Raw genomic sequence first — 22,273 nt, forward strand, 5'->3', positions numbered from 1 at the left:
AGAGAGAAGTAACAGAGTAAGAACAGAAGTGTCAGTGTTCTTACTCCCTGTGTGAGATTAGTCCGTAATGATTAGGTTTGCTGAAATACCACCTGTCCAATCTGATATATTTACATTCCCGATTTTCAGACTCGAACCATTAATAGTTACAGCGTAGGTGTTTTTCGTGCCTGCTTTCCAAGTGGTGTTAGCCGGGACTTTCCATGTATAGATCCGTCCGTCAATAGTAAAGTTAAAAACAACATCCCCTTCGCCTCCAGTCGATTTAATAGGCAGCACAAAGACTTTTAAGAAATCTGCTTCTAATTGAGATGGTTTTTCAGGAATAGTCAAAAGTGGATAGATATCTGAATACGCCTGAATAGATGCCGGTCTGTTCTTTCCTTCAATATTCTTAATCGTTCCTGTTGAAATATCCATTAGTCCTTCATTGAAAAGAATAGTCTTCTTATCAGCATTGGCTATTTCAATACGGGTAAGCTTTCCTTGCCAGGGATAATTGACTTTGCTGATATTAAACTGTACCAAAGCCATCGCATGCTTCATGGTCAGGCTTACTGCCGGATTATCTTTGTTGATGGCAGACTGTCCCGGAGTATGCGTTCCGTACATGTAATCCTGTTGCGTAGCGTGATCCACAAAAATGGATCTGCCATCGGTATTGTTGCTGCTGTATGGATAATAGGCATAGACCGTCGCATTATCTCCTGCAAGCCTGATCTCAGGTGTCTGATTCCAGATTCCGTTTCTAAAAACAGATAATGCATTGTCATTTTCTTTATACGAATTATTGTTATCCCCCAGACTACCCGATGTAACGAACAAACCGATATTTGTTCCTTCAGGAAATGCGGATACAACTGATGCTTTTGTACCGACAACATCTATTGCTGTGATACCTGCCTGAATCTTTAAGATGGCATCTTTACTACCCGGATTTACCGGATGATCATCATCGTTATTGCAACTATTAAAACTAAATAGAGAGACAGCAATGGCTGTCAGAAAAAAGAACTTTTTCATATAATTTATTTTTTTACGTTTGAGATTAATTTAAAAATTGTCGATAAGTCTGCTTATTGAAGAGACTTATCTGAAGTGATTAGCTTGATAGCCTGCTCAATATCCCCGCCTAACTTTTCCGATAGTTTTTGCACCTGTAGTTTCTCTGTCTCTTCGGTGGTATAGGTGTAATATTCAGACGGACTAACTTCTGTTGCATATACAGCCGATTGCATACCACCCAGACCGATCCAGACTTCTTTGTAGATACGGCTTGGATTGTTGGACATATTGATGGAGAGTATCTGAGCCTTTTCTTTTTCGGTCAAGCCTAATAAAGCCTGTATCGAATCGAATTTGTTCATATACTTCCGCTGATCGAGCAGTATCTTGCAATCGGAATTATTAATGATAGCTTCCTTCACAATGGGTGATGAGATAATATCATCCACTTCCTGAGTAACAACGATAGCTTCACCAAAAAACTTACGAACGGTTTTATACAAATACTTTAGATATTCAGCCATATTGGGAGACGAAAGGGCTTTCCATGCTTCTTCCACAATCAGCTGTTTTCGGATACCTTTCAACCGACGCATCTTGTTGATAAAAGCCTCCATGATAATAATCGTCACTATAGGGAAAAGATCTTTATTCTCCTTAATAGCATCGATTTCGAAGACAATAAAGCGTTTATTCAATAAGTCCAGTTCTTTGTCCGAATTTAGCAGAAAGTCAAAACGACCACCCCGATAATACTGACGGAGCGTTGTCAGCATATTATCAATATTGAAATCAGATTTACTGACTTCAATCTCTCTTTTCGCTAATGCAGTCTTGTACTCATCTCGCATAAACTCATAGAAGGTGTTGAAACTCGGAACAATACTTAGGTCAGCCTGAATTTTTTTAATATACTCATCGACAGCACTACCCAGTTCTCCACTTTCGGTCTTGGATATCTTATCATCTTCACTTTTCCAAAGCGTCAGCAACAAGGTTTTCAAACTATCCTTTTTCTCTACATCAAACTGATTATCATCGGTATAAAATGGATTGAAAGAGATCGGCTTTTCTTCGGTATATGTAAAATAAATCCCATCTTCTCCTTTTGTCTTACTGCGGATCATTTCACACAAACCCTGATAGGAATTTCCGGTATCTACTAGGACTACATGCGTGCCCTGTTCCCAGTACTGGCGGACGAGATGGTTCATAAAGAAGGATTTTCCACTACCCGAAGGACCCAATACAAACTTGTTACGGTTGGTAATAATTCCTTTCTTCATGGGTAAGTCGGATATATCTACATGAAGCGGCTTCCCTGTTACCCGGTCTACCATCTTGATTCCGAAGGGAGAAAGCGAACTCTTGTAGTTTGTTTCTTCTACAAAAAAGCATAAAGCCTGTTCGATAAAAGTATAGAAAGCTTCTTCACTCGGGAAATCGCCCTGATTACCGGGAATACCTGCCCAAAACAAGGTCGGAGTATCAACTGTATTGTGTCGGGGTTTACATTCCATGAGAGCTAACTGGCTACCCACATCGTTTTTAATTCGGGAAAGGACCTCCTTATCCTCACTCCAAGCCATTACATTAACATGGCAACGAACGGAGGTTAACCCGAAACTATGTGCATCATTCAGATAATCTTCGATCCATTGCTTGTTTATCTGATTACTTCTGCTGTAACGGGATAAAGAGTGCATATTCCTTGCTTGTCTTTCAAAACGTTTCAGGTTCTCTGCATGATCATCAATAAAGATATACTGATTGACAATGTGGTTACAGGTCAAGAGCACTCCGATAGGTGCAGCAAACGACAGACGACAATCGCTTCGATCAGTGGATAGTCTTTCATAGCGGGTATCTGTTTCCACTTTTCCGGGAAGATCATCCACATCTGAAAGCGTATGCAGACACAGATACTTATCACCGATCTTCATTTCACCAGCACCGAGAGACATATCCTGTAAGCAGGTGGTGTCATTCTGCGATAAGGAGAAATATTTTTCGATAATACCTGCCTGATCTGCTGTTCCTACTATCTCATCAGTAGTCAATCGTACCAATTTGATAAATCCGCTATCGTTGATAATCCGTTCAAACTGGCTGACTGATTCCAGAAATTTCTGAGCCATCTCCCGATCCTGTATTTCTTTGGGAACGATAAAGCCTCGAGTTAGAGCTGTAAAGCTGCTTTGTTGTCTGGCCCTCTCTTTGGTCGTCTTAGTCAGAAAGAGATAACAGGTGTGATTTAAGAAAGGACGTTCATTAAAATGACGCTCGAAACTACGAGATAGGAAACTGATGTCTTCTTTCTGCAATTCGGGGGTGTAATCCTCTTCGATAAACCAGTCCTGCTTACAGACTATCGAATAGTTAGGTAATACCTTCATTGCTTTTGCCCAGGCTGCATGGATTGCTTCATACTCGGTAGAGGTGACCGTAAAAAGTTCGGGCAATTCCACCCGATAGGCTACTGTTATGTCCGCATCTTTACTCAGGATACAGTCATGCTCAACTGCCAGTATGGGAAACTTGCTTTCCAGCGTGGCGGCACTTAGTATATTCCTCATACCATATCCTCCTTTCTTTTGATACGACTAATAAGCTGTATAATCCGTTTGCGGTTGATGATATAGCGGGGATGGTTACGGATGGCTTGTAACTTCATAAGCCCATGTTCTCCATACTTCTCATTCAGATGGAATGTTGCCCAAACCAATGTTCCGGCAGTAACGACTCCAAATCCGATGCAGATTACCTGACTGATCCCCATCATATACATTATCACAAAGACAATAAATACAGACAATAGTCCACCTGCAAAAATGAAGAGGTACTGGCTTTTAAGTCCCCGAAACTCTGCGGGCTTTCCGATTCCTTTGTTGATTGAATATTCTGCCATTCTTCTCGTTATTAAAAGTAAAATAAGAGAGTCTGAGACTCCTACAGGAAGAATGAGCGAAGGATGGTGGCGGCAACAATCAGGAAGATACAGGCTCCAAACCAGGAAGCGGCAGTCTTAGATGTATCAGGGTCACCTGAGCTAAACTTGGAGTACACCTTTACACCTCCGATCAAACCGACAACAGCACCGATAGCATAGATCAGTTTAGTGGCTGGATCAAAGTAAGATGTCACCATATTGGTAGCATCGGTGATTCCTTGCATACCGTTTCCCTGAGCGAATACAGAGGCTGATGCAGCCATTAGTATGGCTACAAAAAATAAAACTTTTTTGTACATAAAATTGATTTTAAGCTATGGGGAGTGGATAGTTCCCCATAGCGGGTTTAACTTGTAACGTTGGAAATTAGTGGCGGTCACGGACCGTTTTATTAAAATATTCTACAACTTTCTATCTCATAAGCAACCTCCTTTCTTAAAATGGTTATTATCTGACCTTAGAAATAATCGTCTGCTTTAAAATTTTTATACTCATCCGATTCATTTAGATGAGAAGCGAGGCCTGACTCAACATACTGCGGATTCTCTTCGGCATGTTGTTGAAGACGGAGTCCGATGAGTGATGTTATCCTGACAGATAATTCTTTTTTTGCTGAAACCATCTTATTTACCAGTTCCGTATCCCGGTTATCATACAAAACCTGTCCGGCCTTCTGTTCCTCTTCTTGGGTGGCGGTCTTGCTGTTTATAACCTTTACGGTATTCATCATTACCTCATAGTCCATCCCTCCGGCTGTATAGACTTCGCCTCTTGTATAAGCAGCAATTTCGTCTTCCTCTTCATGATCAATTACTGTTTCGGAAGGATCGGCGTCTATCACTAAGTCCTTCGGATCAGGCTCGCTTTCATCCTTTGACGAATCAAATATATGCTCTTTTTCGTGTGGATTATCCGATTCTAAAGAACTGTCATTCAATGTCATCATTTGTCTGATATCAGGCATGCTTTTACCAACCCGTCCGACTCTTTTTTCTCTTTTCTGAGATTTTTCATCGTCTGATTTTGAGCCGTAAGAATTCTTCTTTATGGTTATTTTATAATCCGACAGTTTAATCACAATAATCCCTACAAGGCATAGGATAATAAGTAATTCTATCATCGTCTAGTCTATTAAATCGGTTCGATCCTGTTTATACAAAGTATTTATCTCATCCTTGTATTTTTCAAGATGATGCTTCAGAACATTGTCGATATAACCACCGACTGATACGTCGTCTCCGGCAATTTGTTTTACGATCCGCATAATTGTTTGATATACCGATCTGCTGATATATGCACCCTGACGCAGTCGTATCTCATTACGGCATAGGAAAGTAGCTTCATAATCATCCGTACTGCTATTGCTTCGTTTATTCCGCTTACTACTATTCTCTTTAGGCTTCACAGCTTCTTCAATATTTTCTGTGATCTCTTCTTCTTTCTTGGGTGGAGCTTTGCCTTCTTTACGTTCTCCAATGGATGCCAGCAGAAAATCTTCATCAATTTCGTATTCATTTTCCTTTTTAGCCATTAGCACCTCCCTTCACGATAGATAGAAATTCATCTGTAACCTGATCCAACTGGCTGCCTTTTATCAACCTCTTATCGGCAGGAAGTAAAGTAGAACGGAAGATTGGTTTATGCTCAGTTGTTATTTCATGACGAAAACGTTTGGTGTCGGGAACAAATGATTTCATGACCTGTAAGCCCAATTCAGCTATTACTAATTCGTAGACTCCATACAGATGGTTACTTTCTCTTCCATCCACCATATTCCAGAGTAAATGCAAACTTTTGATATTCCCTTTACCTGTAGTTATAATCTGTTCATTGATAAGTCCGGCATATTCCAGAGAACTTTCCAGAACCATACGGTCAGCAGTAATGGGTGTTATTATATGATCCATTTGAGCAAGAGTACTTAATACTCCTTTGGCATTCATTGTTCCGGGCAGGTCGAAGAAGATAAAATCCAATGGGACTTCTGATGCGTGAATAATCCTTTCTGCTGTTTCGATAGCATCGGTAGTTCTGCTTACTTCAATCGGATAAGCCTTTTTGTTCAGGCTCTTGCACTGCTTATAAAAAAGTGATTTGTAATACGGATCTTCTGTTACAGACTGTTTATCCCGCAACCGCATCCCATTGATACTGTATTGCGGATAGTCACAATCCACGATAGCCACATTGTAACCCTGTGAATAATGCAGATAACTGGATAGTAAGACGGTTAAAGCTGTTTTCCCGGCTCCTCCCTTTTGGGTAGAGACTGCGATAAATAATGTTTTCTCTTTCATGTGATACTGTTTTAAATAAGTAATTCAATAATTCATTCGATCAATCAGGAATCATAAAGTTCGTTCAGCTATTCACTAGTTACATAAGGTTATCATTACTTACTGAATGATATAAATATGAAGTTTGTGAACTCTATATCAAATGAGTTATAGCCTGACGTCATGACTTAGTGAAGTCATTCATTCATGAAGCCACAACTTCTGTCATTGTTTCCCTAATGAAAAGCTTCATTCACTCACGATATAAGTCATTACTGAGCAGATTAGATACATCTTGTATTAAAGAGTTTTTGAATGACAGAATTCACCAATTCGTTAATTGATCCACACAAAAGAACATTGAAAATAGATAACCAATAGCAGTAAAAAAAGAACTGTCATCTAATGACATCTGGTGTCACTGTTTGTCCGATAAGTCTATGATAAGCTTTTGATTAATGGATTCTACCTTTGTGGTGTGATAATAATCTTCCGGATTTTGAATTGGCTAATTGTCGTTTCCGAAATTAGCTTCTCGGGCAATCCATCGGAGGATGGATTTTGGTATTCGTCAGAATACAGCAAGGTGTGTTTTGAGCTGCCCGAAATACTTTCCGGCTGCTCAAAACCCTTGCCCCTTACAGGGGAGAAAATCACTCCGAAGTCATGATTTTGTTCATTAAATATTTATATAGTTATGATACCAGATAATCAATCAAACAGGCGAAAAGGTGGAAGGAATCCCAAAGAGAAGCCTGCCGTATTTCGCTATTCTATTCGAATGAATGTAGATGAGAATAATAAATTTCTGTCCTTATTTGAGCAGTCGGGAGAAGTAGTCAAAGCACATTTTATAACCTCATGTATTTTCAACAGACCCATAAAAGTGGTCAAAATAGATAAAGGTGTACAGGACTATTATATGCGGATGACAACTTTTTTCGGACAATACCGTGCTATCGGAACAAATTATAACCAGATAGTAAAAGCATTGAAGTCGAACTTTACAGAGAAGAAAGCATTGGCTTTTCTTTATAAACTGGAAAAAGCAACACTTGAATTGGTCACTTTACAAAGACAAATGATGGAGCTAACAGATGAGTTTGAACGAAAATATGGACATCTATGGTTGCAAAAATAAGTAAAGGAAGTTCTCTTCAGGGTGCATTGTTGTATAATCAGGAGAAGGTAAAAGAGCAGCAAGCAAAGGTTCTTTTCAGCAATAGGATCATATTAAATCGGGATGGTTCTCTGAATATGTATCTGGCAAATCTATCATTTGCTCCATACCTGAATGCAAACCAGAATACAGAAAAAATAGTATCACACATATCAATCAACCCGCATCCCAATGACGAAGTTTCAGATGAAATGTATAACGAAATAGCACAAGCATATATGCAAAAATTAGGATATGGAGAACAGCCCTATATTGTTTATAAACACGAAGATTTGGATCGAAAGCATATCCATATCGTGACAGTAAATATAGACGAAAATGGGAAAAAGGTCGATGATTCATTTGAAAAAAGACGTTCTAAAGACATTACCCGAGAATTGGAAAAAGCCTATAACCTGCATCCTGCAGAGAAAAAGAAACAGATGGTAGAACTACCACAGATCAAAGGCATAGATTATCAATCAGGAGACATTAAGAAACAGATAGCTAATATTTCAAAATCTCTGCTAAAGAATTATCGTTTCCAATCCGTAAATGAGTTCCGTACTCTATTATCCCTTTATGGAGTAACAGTAGAGGAAGTTAAGGGTGAAGTAAAAGATAAGAATTATTCAGGTCTGGTATATTCAGCTATAGATGAGAAAGGAGAAAAGGTTGGGAATCCGATAAAGTCATCCGTTATCGGGAAAGGTGTAGGATATGATGCATTACAAAGCCGGTTGGAATATTCCGCTAAGTATATGAAAGAACACAAGGTATTTGAATCCCTGAAATTGATTGTCGGCTCGGCAATAACTAATTATACCGATAAGCAGACTTTTCTTAAAGACTTGGCTAAAAATAATATCAATATAGTATTTCGCGAAAATACGGAGGGACGGATCTATGGCGCAACCTTTATTGATCATCAGAGCAGATGTGTTTTCAATGGCTCAAAAATGGGAAAGGAGTTCTCTGCAAATATTTTTAATGAGCTATTTAAGCATGATACTACAAATAAACATCAGCTAATCATAAATTCGGCAGATAATACAACGAAAGGATCTGAAGCTGATAAACCAATAGACAGCTTTACCGAAAACGCCGATTATAGTAACAAACAGGAAGATTCTACAATAGATATTTCGTTATTGGAACAACATGGTACAGACTATACAGAAGAGGCTTTTACTCGCAGAATGGAAAATGAAGAGAAGAAGCGAAAACGAGCAAAATTCAAAGGATTATAATAACAACTAAAAATCATATGCAAAACGAAGACGACTTAAGAGGTTTGGCTAAAGTAATGGAATTCATGCGAGCCATTAGTATTTTATTTGTGGTTATCCATATATATTGGTTTTGTTATCAATCCATTTGGGAGATGGGCATTAATATCGGAGTTGTAGATAAAATTCTGCTCAACTTTCAGAATACAGCCGGATTGTTTTCACATATTCTTTGGACAAAGCTTTTTGCCGTAGTATTTCTGGGACTATCCTGTTTAGGAACGAAAGGAGTAAAAGAGGAAAAAATAACTTGGAACAAAATATATGTATTCCTGTTCTTTGGGTTTATCTTTTTCTTTCTTAATTGGTGGATATTGGCTTTGCCTCTGCCATTAGTAGCCAACACAGCCTTGTATATATTCACAATGACAGTTGGTTATATTTTACTACTGATGGGTGGATTATGGATGAGTAGATTGTTGAAAACGAATCTGATGGATGATGTTTTTAATATGGAGAACGAAAGTTTTATGCAGGAAACACAGCTCATGGAGAATGAATATTCCGTTAACCTGCCTACATTATTTCAGTATCAGAAGAAACAATACAAAGGTTGGATCAATGTGGTTAATCCTTTTCGGGCGACAATTATACTTGGAACTCCGGGTAGCGGTAAGTCTTTTGCTGTAGTCAATAATTATATTGACCAGCAGATTAGCAAAGGCTTTGCCCTGTATTGTTATGATTTCAAATATCCTGATCTATCTACTATTGCATACAATAAGATGTTACTGTATGCGGATAGATATAATGTTGATCCTCAGTTTTACGTTATCAACTTTGATAATCCGGAACGTAGTCACCGATGTAATCCCATTGCCCCTGAATTTATGACTGACATCTCAGATGCCTATGAATCAGCTTATACGATTATGTTGAACTTAAATAAAACATGGATTCAGAAGCAGGGCGACTTCTTTGTCGAATCGCCGATTATTCTACTAGCTGCAATTATCTGGTATTTGAAATTATACGATGGCGGTAAATATTGTACATTTCCTCATGCTATTGAATTTCTGAATAAACCTTACAAAGAAATATTTCCTATTTTGACATCCTATCCACAATTGGAAAACTATCTTTCTCCTTTTATGGATGCATGGCATGGAAATGCACAAGAACAATTACAAGGTCAGATTGCCAGTGCTAAGATACCACTATCAAGAATGATTTCTCCACAGCTTTATTGGGTCATGTCGGGTAACGATTTTACATTGGACATCAATAATCCTGATGCTCCGAAAATATTATGTGTTGGTAATAACCCCGATAGGCAAAACATCTATGGAGCAGCTTTAGGATTATACAATAGCCGTATCGTAAAGTTAATCAATAAGAAAGGCTTGTTGAAATCATCTGTTATTATTGATGAGTTACCGACAATCTATTTTCGGGGGTTGGACAATTTGATTGCAACTGCCCGAAGTAATAAAGTTGCTGTTTGTCTGGGTTTTCAGGATATATCGCAATTGACGAGAGATTATGGACGAGAAGAAGCCGATGTTGTGATGAATACTGTTGGTAATATATTTTCGGGACAGGTAGTTGGTGACACTGCAAAAAATCTATCAGATCGATTTGGAAAGGTGTTACAGAAGCGGCAATCTATGACGATTAACAAGCAGGATAAATCTACCACCATCAATACTCAATTAGATGCTTTAATTCCGGCATCAAAGATTTCAACACTTACTCAGGGAATATTTGTCGGTTCTGTTTCCGATAACTTTGAAGAACGAATCGAACAGAAGATATTTCATGCTCAAATTGTTGTAGATACAGAAAAGGTATCTGCTGAAACTAAGGAGTTCAAACAGATACCTGTCGTTATGGATTTTCAAGAGGTTTATGATAAACCAATGAAAGATGTTATTGAGAACAATTACTACACTATTAAGAAAGATGTTACTAAAATTGTAGAAATTGAAATGGAGCGAATTATGAAAGATCCGAAGTTGAGTAAGTTGGTAAAGAAATGAAATTTTATTTAATCATTAGTTTTGATTTGCAATCTTTTGATTTTTAAATACATGATATTTAGATAATTTTTATCTTTGGTTAAAATATGACAAAACATGTATATCACTAAAATACATATAGAAAACTTTAAATCTTTAGGCAATTTTGATTTATACCTAAATAATGGTATAAATATATTAGTTGGGGATAATGAAGCTGGAAAATCAACCATCATTGAGGCATTACACTTGTGCCTTACAGGATATCTTGATGGTAGATATTTCAAAAACGAATTAACTCAATATATTTTTAATATTGATGCAGTTTCAGAATATCTAGAGAATCTAGAAAATAAGAAAAATGGAATCCCAATTCCTCCAGAAATTCTGATTGAAGTATACTTAGATGGTGACGGTTCAATCCTTTATGAAGGGACATGGAGTAGTAGTGGAAAAACCCCACAGAAAGGTTTCGGTCTTAAGATATCTTTCAATGAAAAATATAAAAAGGAATACGAAGAGTTGATAGTATTAGAAGGGGTGAAAACCTTACCCATTGAATATTACGATATTCAATGGTATACTTTTGCTCTAGATGAAACTATAACTCCTCGATTTCTGCCAATTAAATCTGCATTAATAGATTCTAGCAATCATAAACTACAATCAGGTTCTGATGTTTATATCTCTAGAATTATCAAAGAATTTCTAGAGAGTAACGAAATTGTTGAAGTATCACAAGCCCACAGAAAAATGAGGGAAACATTTATGGAAGATGAAGCAATTAAAAAAATAAATAGAAAAATTGAAGTTGCGGCAAATATCTCAGATAAGAAAGTAGCATTGTCTGTAGAATTATCTTCTAAAAATGCTTGGGAAAATACACTTATAACCTATTTAGATAATGTTCCATTTCATTTTATAGGGAAAGGAGAGCAATGTCTTGTTAAAACTAAATTAGCTTTAAGTCACAAAAAAGCTCTTGCAGCAAATATTATTCTTCTCGAAGAGCCAGAAAATCATTTATCTCATACAAAACTTAATCAACTCATTGATTATTTAAACATCAATACGAGTAAGCAAATGATAATATCTACTCATAATAGTTTTGTTGCAAATAAGTTAGGATTAGAAAATCTTATTTTCTTGAATAATCAGAAGACCTTAACATTAAAAGAATTACCTACAGGGACTCAATACTTTTTTAAGAAACTAGCAGGATATGATACTTTACGACTAATTTTATGTAAAAAAGCAATATTGGTTGAAGGTGATTCAGATGAACTTGTATTACAAAAAGCATACCTCAATAAATATAGAAAATTACCAATTCATGACGGTATAGATGTTATTTCTGTAGGTACTTCTTTTCTTCGATTTTTAGAAGTGGCAGCTAAGTTAAATAAGCCAACTACTGTTGTAACAGATAATGATGGTAATATTGAGTCTTTAGAAAAAAAATATAAAAATTTTCTAACAGCTGATTTTAATAGTTTCATTAAAATTTGCTACGATAAGACAATTGACAAAGGAATCCTAAGTATTAATAATGTTCCATTCAATTATAATACGCTAGAGCCTAAATTGCTTAAAGTGAACTCTATTGGCTTATTAAATAAAGTGTTTGGTACTAATTATAACGATGAAAATAGTATGCATATCCATATGAAGACGAACAAAACAGAATGTGCACTAAAAATATTCGAGTCGACGGAAGATATTATATATCCTAAATATATATTAGACGCAATAGATGAATAACAAATTAGTGATAGCTGCTGCAGGTTCGGGAAAGACGACTTTTCTAGTAAATGAGGCTCTTAAGATCAAGGAAGAAAGAGTGCTCATAACGACCTATACACAAGCTAACGAGAATGAGATTCGTAGAAAAATTATAGCTATTAATAAATGTATTCCTGAGAATATAACTATCCAAACCTGGTTCTCCTTTTTACTACAACATGGGGTCAGACCTTACCAACGCTATCTTTTCGATAAAAAGATAACTGGATTGCTATTAGTGAACAGTCAATCTGGAGAAAAATATATGACAAAGAATGGACCTGTTTATTTTTCAGAAGAAAAAGAATTTGAACAACATTACTTTACAACATCTCTCAAGATATACTCTGATAAACTTGCGAAATTTGTGTGTAAATGTGAGACGCAAAGTGCTGGAGCTGTAATTAGAAGAATAGCTGAAATATATCCACACTTATTTATTGATGAAGTACAAGATTTGGCAGGATATGATCTTGAGATTCTCAAGTTTTTATTCAATAGTTCTTCTAATATGTTATTAGTAGGAGATCCGAGGCAAGGCACTTATTCAACTAATACTGCATCGAAGAATAAACAATATCGCAAATCTCAAATCACAAATTTTTTTGATGATAAAATTTCGAATCTGTCTAAAGATGATAAATCTCTACTTATAAATTATCGTTCTATATTGACGATATGTAATCTTTCAAACAAACTTTACCCTCTATTACAAAAGACAAAATCTGGTAATAATGTAAAAACTGATCATGATGGTGTTTTCTGGATTAAAAAGAAGGATATTCACAAATATTTGAATGAATATAATCCTATTCAACTAAGAGATACAAGGAAAACCATTGTTAATGAGTTGTTTGAAGTTATGAATTTTGGAGAATCCAAAGGTTTATCATTTCAAAGAGTACTCATTTATCCAACGAAGCCAATTATTGAATGGTTGAAAGACCATCAGTCAGACCTAAAAGCAACAAGCAGGTCTAAATTATATGTAGCTATAACAAGAGCTAGACAAAGTGTAGCATTTGCATGTGACGAAAACATAGGTTCAGATATTATTCAAAAGTATTATACTGATTAATCATTTGTTAATTTTTCAATTCCCTCTTTCCAATTTATATTAGGAAATATTGCTGGAAAAACATTATCAAGATCATGATTTAAAAGATCCTTATTAAATAGACTTAATAACTTTTCTCCATTTTTACCATAATCATTCTTTAGTCCTCTTTCTGATCTCATTGCTGCTATAAACAAATGAAGATATTCTTTATTAAATTGAATAACATTATTTGTCATACTTTTAAAGTTTGATTGACTGCTACCTATAATTCGATTTGATAAAACAGAGAGAATTCTCAAAATAAAAGCTTTCGTTTTTCCATTATAGATGATGTCAAAACTATTAATATTAGCTTCATACAACCTTATATATTGTAACGTGATAACATGCTTTTCTAACTCATTTCTTTCATCATCATCTAAGCTATCTTTCTTTAATAAATGCATTATATAATTACTAATTACTCTTGAATCTTCCTGTACGGGATGATAATCTCGTATAAAAAAAGAATGCAGACATGAGTAAAATGTATTATTATCAAAACCTTTATTGAGTAAACAAAGTAATGGAGTATCATCGACTCCTTTTAATTCTTTAATATTGATATAAAAACGGTATTCTTCAAAGATATATCTAATGAAGAAATAACTCATTGATTCAAAATACCATTTAATAATTTCATCTTGAATATACTCAGATAGTTTATCAAACTCAGAATCATTCAATTTACGAAATTCTATTTCAAGCTTTCCGTATGAATCGTTTTCTTCACATTCTTTGATAATATTGATTAATCTTTGATAATGATAACTAATTTCTTGTTGTTCATTATAGCTATCATCAACTAGATTGGAATTATGATAAAACTGTTGACGTCTCTCTTCTTTCTTAACTTCTATTTCCCTGAGGAGTTCTTCTTTTTTACCTTCCGTATCATAACTAAAGGCTCTATATTTTTCATCATAACATATATCTCGTAATGTAACTATCTTTGAATCCCATAAAGGAGAAGAGAGTCTATTTTTGTCTTTTTTATGGTATATATAATGACATTTAAGATGCAATTCATTTGCTTTTTTTGATAATTCTTCCATTTCATTATCGAAAACGAAAACATTAGAATTACTAGACACTAAAATATCAGTTTGACTAAAAGTTTGTTCTTTCAAATTAGTGGAAAACTTATCTAATACCCATATAAGATAGGATTTCTCTCGTTTATAAAAGTTTGAGCGAGCTAAGATAACATCTACAAATGTGGTTGCAATCTGCAATTCAAAAACGACCTCCTTATCTGAATATATAGCCTTAATATCAGGCTTTCGCCATTCCTTAGATAGGCTTTCACTTCTTACGATTTTTTCAATCTCAACTTTTAATGGAGAATAGTCTTTATCATTTTCGATTATAGAAGCAATAGTATTCTTTAAATATTCATGTAGAAAACCTTCTTTTGCACCATTGAATTTCATGCATAGAATTTGATCTTTGGTATAATTGCTAAGATCATGATAAATACAGTTAGGGCTCCTATAAGCATGTCTAAAATGGAGAGATTGTATTCTTTCTCCTTGACTTCCGCCACTGATTTTTACTGGAATCTTACAGTAGGAACAGATATAGGCAGGATTTCCTTCATTTAGTTTATTTACTATATGTTGCCTTATCTTGAATAATTCGAACTTGCGTGTAGGCAAATGTTGATCTTTAAAGAAAACAATACTTTTGATGATATTCCATTCCCCATCTTCTTGATTAATGACTTCCTCAATAGTAGGAAATTTATTTTCCATAACAATAATATAATTATGAAGTTGCTCTATTTTTATTAAATCGTTTCTTTGATCTCTAATGGAGCTATTTCCCTATGTTCACCTTCTTCATAAATATATGCAGATGACAATTTCTTACTCCTAAGATTATAACCTTCCCAAAGATTTTTTTCTCCAAGAATGTAATAAAATAAGCTATATTCTTTAATTGAAAGATATTGATCCAGTAAAGATTTTTTTATGTATAATCCTCTTTTTCCATTATGCAAATAATTGTACAAAACTACTATTTGTTGATTTTCATCATGAATATAACCTCGAATTTCACTTACGGATAAATTCATAATATCCATTATATCATGATTAGGTAGAAGAGTCATACCTACGTATTCCTCTTCTGTACCATTCCTATTTTCTTGGAGTTGACACTCAGTTGTCAATATAACAGTACAAGGACAATTCCCTTGAGATATCTCTTGCTCTAATTCAGGAGCACTATTTTTATATCTTTCGCTCCAACAATACTCAGAATAGAGATAATCTATATTGTCATGATATTCAGGCATCCATCTTCCATAGAAATTTTGTTCTTTTGCCCATTGTATAAAATTATCTTTATTATCATTTGATATAAATGCAGAATCATATCTTAAGAAAAACTCTTTTTTTACTCCATTAGCTTCTTTCTCTTCTTTTGTATGGTGGGTACTTAGCAATATCCATTTTTCACCATTTACATCTATTTGATCCAAATGATTAATAGACGGAATCTTTGTTTCATCCTGATACCATGTATCATTAGGTTCATCTGCTATATTATCTGATACATATTCATTAAATAGTATTGGATACTCAGGTTCATAAAGGCTGTTGACAGGTAATGTCGGATCGAAATATGAAGTATATCTTGATTTCCATGGTAGATTTATGTTGCAGAACTGCACATCATATGCCCAAGGGTTGTCTATTATCAAGTATTTATCAAATAATTGAGGTATAATAGAATATAAAGCTAGCCATTGATATTTTTTCCCAATTCTTTCTGTTTTATTATCGTACCTTCCATCTGTAGAGGTTTTATAATTATCTAGCTCTCCAAGTTTATCACTCCATCCAAGATCTTTAATTTCAGAAATAATATAGTTCTTTAAATCGGAAAGAGGTAAATAAGAAATATTGTTTTTATCTACAGACTCAATATCAGTACCAATAAACAAGGTTGTTATTGTTCTACTATGTGTGTTGGTATTTGTACCTATAATATATCTATTAAAATCGTGGAACCCACATACTGAGTCGTATATTTTCTTTGAGCCTAATGTGCTTCCTAAATATGTTTCTAATTGTTCTTCTGATATAAGTTGTGGTAAATCTTTTGCATTCGAATAAGGAGGAAGAGACATTTCATAGTAAACACCATTATCGTCATCAAGATATGCTGCTCTCTGCAAGATTCGTATTCCCCAATCTCTTAGGTGAAGATGGTATATAGGCAGATTGTTATCATAAATTATTCCATATGTTTTCTCCGCAATTTCATTTATCAAGACTTTATCTTTAGACAATAAGATGACTCCATATGTAGCACAAAATATGCGTTCTAATATTGATAAATCATTCACATTTTTAAATTCATCTAAGATTGACGAAATTACCTGAGGAGTCTCTTTGAAAATATAAAATATAATTCTAGTTATTCGATCCCTTACTCGGGGATGTGACGATGCTAAAAGCCAAATAATAAATATTAAGTATTTTTTTCTGGCTTCATCATTTGATTTTAATACTTTCATAACAAAAGAAGCTGAGTAAAAGCCCTCTAAATCACCTAAGTCATCAAGTTCATTAATGCAATTAGTCCACAACCTATCTCTTTCGGATAGAGTTAGCCCCTTTAAATTGTGATTTATAAGATCTATAAATGGATTATATTCTATCCTATTTATATTAAAGGATGAAAACACAAAAGAATAATCATCTTTGTTGATATAATTCTGTAATAATTTTGAGATATAATTTGTGTGAGTATAACTAGAGCGCAAGGCCAAGCTTTTCAAAAAAAGATCGATAAACTGAGGATGAGTTAACTGTAAATCTTCGAGTAATTCTATACCATACTTTTCATGCCATACAACATGAAGGGCTATTATAAAATTATCAATCTCAAAATTACTTTCATCAATACTAACCAAAGCATTGAGTTTGTCTCTTAGGTATTTTGCTTGATTTCTATTCTCTGAAAAAACTATGGCCTTAAAAAAATCGCCTAAACGTTCATAGGCAAAATGAACAGTATCTTTATCTTTTTCATCAATACCCTCTAATAAAAGATTTTCGTCAAACATTGCCTTTAATAAAGAATTAGACCAAAATCTTAGGGGTACAAGATTATTGCTAATTCTTCGAGCATCTTCTCGTAAGACATCTTTGCAATTTCTTGAATGTATTGAATTTCTTGCAATTTTTTGAATGTATGATGTTGCTAATTGTTTTTTATGGTCTTCATCTATGCGTTTTGCTATTTTATGCTCATAAATCTTTACGTAAGATTCAAATAAATTTTTATAAGTCAGTTTATGTGTTTCTATATATTGAGAATAGGTCTGACAAAAAATCTTTAAAAACAAACAATTTTCAAATTCAAAAATATCCATTGGAACTTTCTTCTCATCAATGTTATAGAATTTAAAATAACTGGATTTAGCCTTTTCAATATCTGCAAATCCAGTTAGTACTATGTATGGAAAATCTGTAGTATTAGATAAAATAACTCTATCAAATGGATTACGTATTGTAATTATGAGAATTAAATTATTTAGTTGCTTGAACTCTGGTATTAGCTTGCTTATTTCTAATTGCCAAAAATCATCACCAGCACCTTCATTCAGAGCATCTATAATAAAGAAAAAGCGCTTATTAGCATCCTTTGCTTTGTTATTTAAAATTTCCAGATAATTCGAGTCTGGGAAATTGAATATTTTTTGTATTTGCTCTTTTACCGGATCAATAGTATTGAAATTTGTTCCATAACATAAATACACATTTGTATTTTGTATTAATGTTTCGGATAAATTACACATTTGATGAGTTTTACCGACACCAGCAAGACCTTTGATACATAAAAATTGGGGAGGAGATATTTTAAAAGAAATATTACTAGTTACGGAATAGAAATTTTCCTGTAATTTACGTATTAGGCTAGGCTGTACATGAGATGGAGCATAAAACGCCCCAATATCTTTGAATAAAATCTGATGATATACACCTCGTAAATTCTCATCATTTAGTAAAGAATAATCTGCCGATAAATTATATTTAGATATATCTAAAGTTTCTTGGGTTATAATATCCTTGAGACTAGTTTCAAATTCAAGAATTTTTGCTATATCATTTTTTTGTTTTTCGATATCCCATATGTAATTAAAAAAATTGAACCGATTATCAGGTTGGTGTAATTCTCTTTCATACCGATGTCCTGCCATATCTACCATTCTTTTTAGACTGTTTTTACAGGAGAATCGACCATAAGGAGTGTTATCAAACTTATTATAATCATTGTGTAAATCAATGTTTTTGGATTCCAAAATCACAGATATTGCAGATATTGATAAGAATCCAACTTCCCCATCTAATTTATTAGTTATTATGCCTACAGCAATTTCATGTTCAGGAATATATACAGGAGAACCAGAGAAGCCTTTAAATTTGGAAGGAATAAATGTGTCACAGATTATAGCAGTTGTATCAAAATCTTTAATATTTCCAACAAAGTGATCATGTATCGAAATATCAATTGATAATCCCTTAAGCTCACCCATTATAGTATTAGAATAGCCAAAGAAACTGTATCTTTCTTCTCTTTGAAAGGGAACATCAATCAATAATCTAAGATAACAGGTTGACTTATAATTGGTGCATGTCAGTAATACAACATCAAGCCCTTTTTGAATTTCTTCAGCATCACAATTAATAAGCTCATTTTGACCCAATTCAATACATATCGGTTCTTTATTTATAAAATAATCTGCAACACTATGTCGTGTAGTTAGTAATTTATCTTCTGTTATAAAAAAAGCTGTACTCCTATCTGAACCACACTGTAGTTTTACTGTTGCTAGTGCAATATTTTTTATATTCATGATAAAATCAATTGTGTATCAATTATTACATCATACTTATATTCATTTTGTAAAGATTTATTCTCTCTAAATTTCTTAATGATTTCATTTTCCTTATTAAAAATTAAAGTTCTTTTTAAAACACCATTAGGTAAAGGACGATTAATGATTTTAGATATAGTTTTTACTTCTGGTCGATTTGCAGTACCACCAGTAAATATAAAAAAACCACTGTCAATTTTTGATAATAACTCAGATGTTATATTTTGGCTACTCCCATGGTGTGATACTTTTATTGCATCAAAAATTATGGAGGATTCATATCCTTCTATTTTAGATAGCTCTTCAAAAACAACATCAGGAGCAGAATCTCCTAGGAACAAAATTTTTTTTTCCATAAAACTAAAGATAAAAGCAATTGAACTCCTATTGGTTTCAGTTTTATCAATATTTGTTCTCTCTTTTGATTTTTGTTGAATGGTTGCTTTAGTTAAGAGTTCAGTACTTATCGTGTACTCTTCTTGATCTTCTAAGTTATTATAATCATAAATTCTAAGTAATAACTCATATAATTTTTCTTTATCTTCTAAATCACTATTTTGGGGATGAGTTTTATACATCTTCTTAAAAAATTCTTTGTGAAAAATATAATCTAATGCTTCTAATTCTTCCTTTCGTGGAGATAATATTTGTATATCTCCTTCTCTAATAACATGTATGTTTGTAGAAGAATTTGTCATTATAGGAGATTTATTCCAGGCTTGCTTCCATTCTTCCTTTGCAACTATTATATCTGATAACATCATCGCTTTTTCTACACTAATCTTAGATTCTTCATATTTTTTTAGTTTCGAAGGAAGTTCACTATATAAAGACGCTATATTTAATCTATCTTTCTCATCCAAAGTTATATTATCCTCATTTGTTGGTAAATGTTGAAAATTATTATACCAAATTTGTTTTAGTTCTATATTTCTGTTTTCGTTTAATAAATCTATTAAACCTAGTATATGATCATTGTCGATGTGAGTAATAATAAGACTATCTAAAATTGATATCTTGTATTTATCAAATAATTGTTTGACTTTATCATTATAATTTCCGCAATCAATAAGTATGTTGTATTTATCAATATCATCCTCAATATGAATTAGGATACAATCGCCAATACCAACATTTTCAAAATGTAGAGTTATTCCCATATTCAATAATTTATATACTTTCTTTTATATCATTAAAACTTTAAATGTACAAATAATTCACTTCATCTCAGACAAATGATGACACCAGATGTCATCAGATGACAGTTGTTTTATAATCAATTACATATCGATTGTTTCATTCTAAATTAGTGAAGCATTGCTATTGATGCGTCATTAATTTATGATGATATGAATGAAAAAGTAAATGACCAAGAAATTCTGCTGGTCACAGAAAAAGACAGCAACAACCTGAATGTTGTAAGTGGTATCAATGAAGACGGAACACCCAACACAGTCAAGCCAACTAAAGAGAATGAACCCGCTTTCCTGAAAATCGACAAGAATGCCGATGTATTAGAAAACTTCTTCAAAAACTTCCTGAGCCAGAGTAAAGATCCTACACACTTTCATTTCTTTAAAATACCGTTAGAGTTATTTGAGAGTATTACCCCTGTTCTCAAAGAAATGCTGAAAGATCCCGATAATCCATCCAATAAAGAAGCATTAGATGCCTACAAAATCTTACCTGAAGCTTTTGCTCCAAAAGAATATCAGGCATTGGATGAATCCCGGATCAACTGGGATCAATTAGCCGAGTTAGGTATAACCAAAGAAAAACTGGAAAGATCTGGTAGCCTAGAGCCGATGCTGAATTGGCAAAAATCACCTGTACTGCTTACCATCAAAACCGAGGCTTTGGGAGAAGCTGTCTATTCCGATGCCCGTTTGTCTTTCAGAGAAGATACCGAAGGCAACCTTAGACTCCGTATTCACAATATACGCAACGCACCTGAGCTCAATTATCCCTTTATGGGAGCAACATTCACAAAAGAAGATAAAGACAATCTTCGCCAAACAGGCAATGCCGGAAGACTGATTGAGATTGAACCCAAAGAAGGTATGAAGATGAATGCTTTTGTCTCCATTGATAAACTGACGAATGAACTGGTAGCACTTCGTGCCGACAGGATAAAAATACCGGATGAATTTAAAGGTATCAAATTAAGTAAGGAACAGAAGAAAGATCTGGCAGAAGGAAAAGGCGTGTACTTAGAAGATATGAAATCCAAGAAAGATACCCTGTTTAATGGTACGGTTCAGATTAATGCAGACAGAAGAGGTCTTGAAATACATTTTGGGAATAATCCTAGGCAAAGCCAATCTCAACACCAATCCGAAAGTCAGCAAGAAGCCCCAAAGTCTTTCCGCAAGAAAGAACTAACCGAAGATCAGCAGGCGAGTCTGAATGAAGGAAAAACCGTTTATGTCAGCGGTCTTACCGATCGTAACGGAAAAAACTACAATGGCTATATCACATGGAAACCCGAGACGGGTAAAACCGACTTTATGTTTGCTACCGATTACAAGAAAGCATTGGAGCATGGTACAGTTAAGCCCGATGACCGACACAAGGTGCAGGTTGCCGTTAATTCGGAAGGAAAAACCAATGAAGCTACCAAGAAAGTACAAGAGCCGTTAGAGCAAGGACAGACCATACCAACCGAAAAACAGAAAGAAAAGCAGGAGAATAAGCAAGAACTGGAAGAGTCCCTGCAACAATCCAGGGGAATAAGGAGATAACATATAAATCCCTATATTTACCACTGATTTCTACAACTTTACTATCATAGGCGTCCAACCGTATCGGGAGGTACTTTGGACAGCTTGTAACTTTGAGAAATTAGTGGAGGCTCTCGGGGAA

Annotated in this window: 17 protein-coding genes; 7 read left to right on the forward strand and 10 right to left on the reverse strand. The window is 34.3% G+C overall.

Going from position 1 to position 22,273, the window contains the following annotated elements; genetic code table 11:
• Positions 1 to 57 precede the first annotated feature (57 nt).
• From E4T88_RS13195 to E4T88_RS13225, 7 genes are all read right to left on the reverse strand, one after another.
• The gene (locus E4T88_RS13195) at positions 58 to 1,023 is read right to left on the reverse strand and encodes a fimbrillin family protein (protein ID WP_135106169.1); all 966 of its coding nucleotides are present in this window, start codon (positions 1,021 to 1,023) and stop codon (positions 58 to 60) included.
• A gap of 53 nt (positions 1,024 to 1,076) precedes the next feature.
• Positions 1,077 to 3,581 (reverse strand): TraG family conjugative transposon ATPase, encoded by a 2,505-nt coding sequence (locus E4T88_RS13200; RefSeq protein WP_135106171.1) that lies wholly within the window; start codon positions 3,579 to 3,581, stop codon positions 1,077 to 1,079.
• Positions 3,578 to 3,913 (reverse strand): DUF4133 domain-containing protein, encoded by a 336-nt coding sequence (locus tag E4T88_RS13205; protein ID WP_135106173.1) that lies wholly within the window; start codon positions 3,911 to 3,913, stop codon positions 3,578 to 3,580. The genes E4T88_RS13200 and E4T88_RS13205 overlap by 4 nt, the downstream gene beginning before the upstream one ends.
• A gap of 41 nt (positions 3,914 to 3,954) precedes the next feature.
• Positions 3,955 to 4,254, reverse strand: coding sequence for a DUF4134 domain-containing protein (locus E4T88_RS13210; protein WP_135106175.1), 300 nt, complete (start codon positions 4,252 to 4,254; stop codon positions 3,955 to 3,957).
• Positions 4,255 to 4,412: 158 nt separating this feature from the next.
• Positions 4,413 to 5,075 (reverse strand): hypothetical protein, encoded by a 663-nt coding sequence (locus E4T88_RS13215; protein ID WP_135106177.1) that lies wholly within the window; start codon positions 5,073 to 5,075, stop codon positions 4,413 to 4,415.
• Positions 5,076 to 5,078: 3 nt separating this feature from the next.
• Positions 5,079 to 5,486: a DUF3408 domain-containing protein gene (locus E4T88_RS13220; RefSeq protein ID WP_135106179.1), complete on the reverse strand. Its 408-nt coding sequence runs from the start codon at positions 5,484 to 5,486 to the stop codon at positions 5,079 to 5,081.
• The gene (locus E4T88_RS13225; protein ID WP_135106181.1) at positions 5,479 to 6,252 is read right to left on the reverse strand and encodes a ParA family protein; all 774 of its coding nucleotides are present in this window, start codon (positions 6,250 to 6,252) and stop codon (positions 5,479 to 5,481) included. The genes E4T88_RS13220 and E4T88_RS13225 overlap by 8 nt, the downstream gene beginning before the upstream one ends.
• 478 nt (positions 6,253 to 6,730) lie before the next feature.
• Between E4T88_RS13225 and E4T88_RS18010 the strand changes: the two genes are divergently transcribed.
• From E4T88_RS18010 to E4T88_RS13250, 6 genes are all read left to right on the forward strand, one after another.
• The gene (locus E4T88_RS18010) at positions 6,731 to 6,901 is read left to right on the forward strand and encodes a hypothetical protein (RefSeq protein WP_167755460.1); all 171 of its coding nucleotides are present in this window, start codon (positions 6,731 to 6,733) and stop codon (positions 6,899 to 6,901) included.
• A 27-nt stretch (positions 6,902 to 6,928) separates the two neighbouring features.
• Complete coding sequence (gene mobA / locus E4T88_RS13230) at positions 6,929 to 7,372, forward strand: conjugal transfer protein MobA (protein WP_135106183.1); 444 nt, start codon at positions 6,929 to 6,931, stop codon at positions 7,370 to 7,372.
• Entirely contained in the window at positions 7,357 to 8,640 is a 1,284-nt protein-coding gene (mobB, locus tag E4T88_RS13235) for a conjugal transfer protein MobB (protein ID WP_135106186.1), read from the forward strand. The genes mobA and mobB overlap by 16 nt, the downstream gene beginning before the upstream one ends.
• Positions 8,641 to 8,657: 17 nt before the next feature.
• Positions 8,658 to 10,658 (forward strand): conjugal transfer protein MobC, encoded by a 2,001-nt coding sequence (mobC, locus tag E4T88_RS13240; RefSeq protein WP_135106188.1) that lies wholly within the window; start codon positions 8,658 to 8,660, stop codon positions 10,656 to 10,658.
• Between the two features lie 96 nt (positions 10,659 to 10,754).
• The gene (locus E4T88_RS13245) at positions 10,755 to 12,398 is read left to right on the forward strand and encodes an ATP-dependent nuclease (RefSeq protein ID WP_135106190.1); all 1,644 of its coding nucleotides are present in this window, start codon (positions 10,755 to 10,757) and stop codon (positions 12,396 to 12,398) included.
• On the forward strand, positions 12,391 to 13,497 hold the full coding sequence (locus E4T88_RS13250; RefSeq protein ID WP_135106192.1) for a UvrD-helicase domain-containing protein: 1,107 nt from the start codon (positions 12,391 to 12,393) through the stop codon (positions 13,495 to 13,497). Before E4T88_RS13245 ends, E4T88_RS13250 begins: the two co-directional genes overlap by 8 nt.
• Here the strand turns inward: E4T88_RS13250 and E4T88_RS13255 are convergent.
• From E4T88_RS13255 to E4T88_RS13265, 3 genes are read right to left on the reverse strand one after another with little or no spacing between them, the layout of a single operon-like run.
• Positions 13,494 to 15,272, reverse strand: a complete 1,779-nt coding sequence (locus tag E4T88_RS13255) for a DUF6035 family protein (protein ID WP_135106194.1) — start codon at positions 15,270 to 15,272, stop codon at positions 13,494 to 13,496. The genes E4T88_RS13250 and E4T88_RS13255 overlap by 4 nt on opposite strands.
• A gap of 35 nt (positions 15,273 to 15,307) precedes the next feature.
• A complete protein-coding gene (locus E4T88_RS13260) occupies positions 15,308 to 19,390 on the reverse strand; it encodes a hypothetical protein (protein ID WP_135106196.1) in 4,083 nt (1,360 codons plus the stop codon).
• A complete protein-coding gene (locus E4T88_RS13265) occupies positions 19,387 to 20,571 on the reverse strand; it encodes an MBL fold metallo-hydrolase (RefSeq protein ID WP_135106198.1) in 1,185 nt (394 codons plus the stop codon). The genes E4T88_RS13260 and E4T88_RS13265 overlap by 4 nt, the downstream gene beginning before the upstream one ends.
• Before the next feature lie 189 nt (positions 20,572 to 20,760).
• Here E4T88_RS13265 and E4T88_RS13270 point away from each other — a divergent pair, with 189 nt between their 5' ends.
• The gene (locus E4T88_RS13270; protein WP_135106200.1) at positions 20,761 to 22,152 is read left to right on the forward strand and encodes a DUF3945 domain-containing protein; all 1,392 of its coding nucleotides are present in this window, start codon (positions 20,761 to 20,763) and stop codon (positions 22,150 to 22,152) included.
• The last annotated feature ends 121 nt before the right edge of the window (positions 22,153 to 22,273 follow it).

Source organism: Dysgonomonas mossii (genome assembly GCF_004569505.1).
Taxonomy (GTDB): Bacteria; Bacteroidota; Bacteroidia; order Bacteroidales; family Dysgonomonadaceae; genus Dysgonomonas.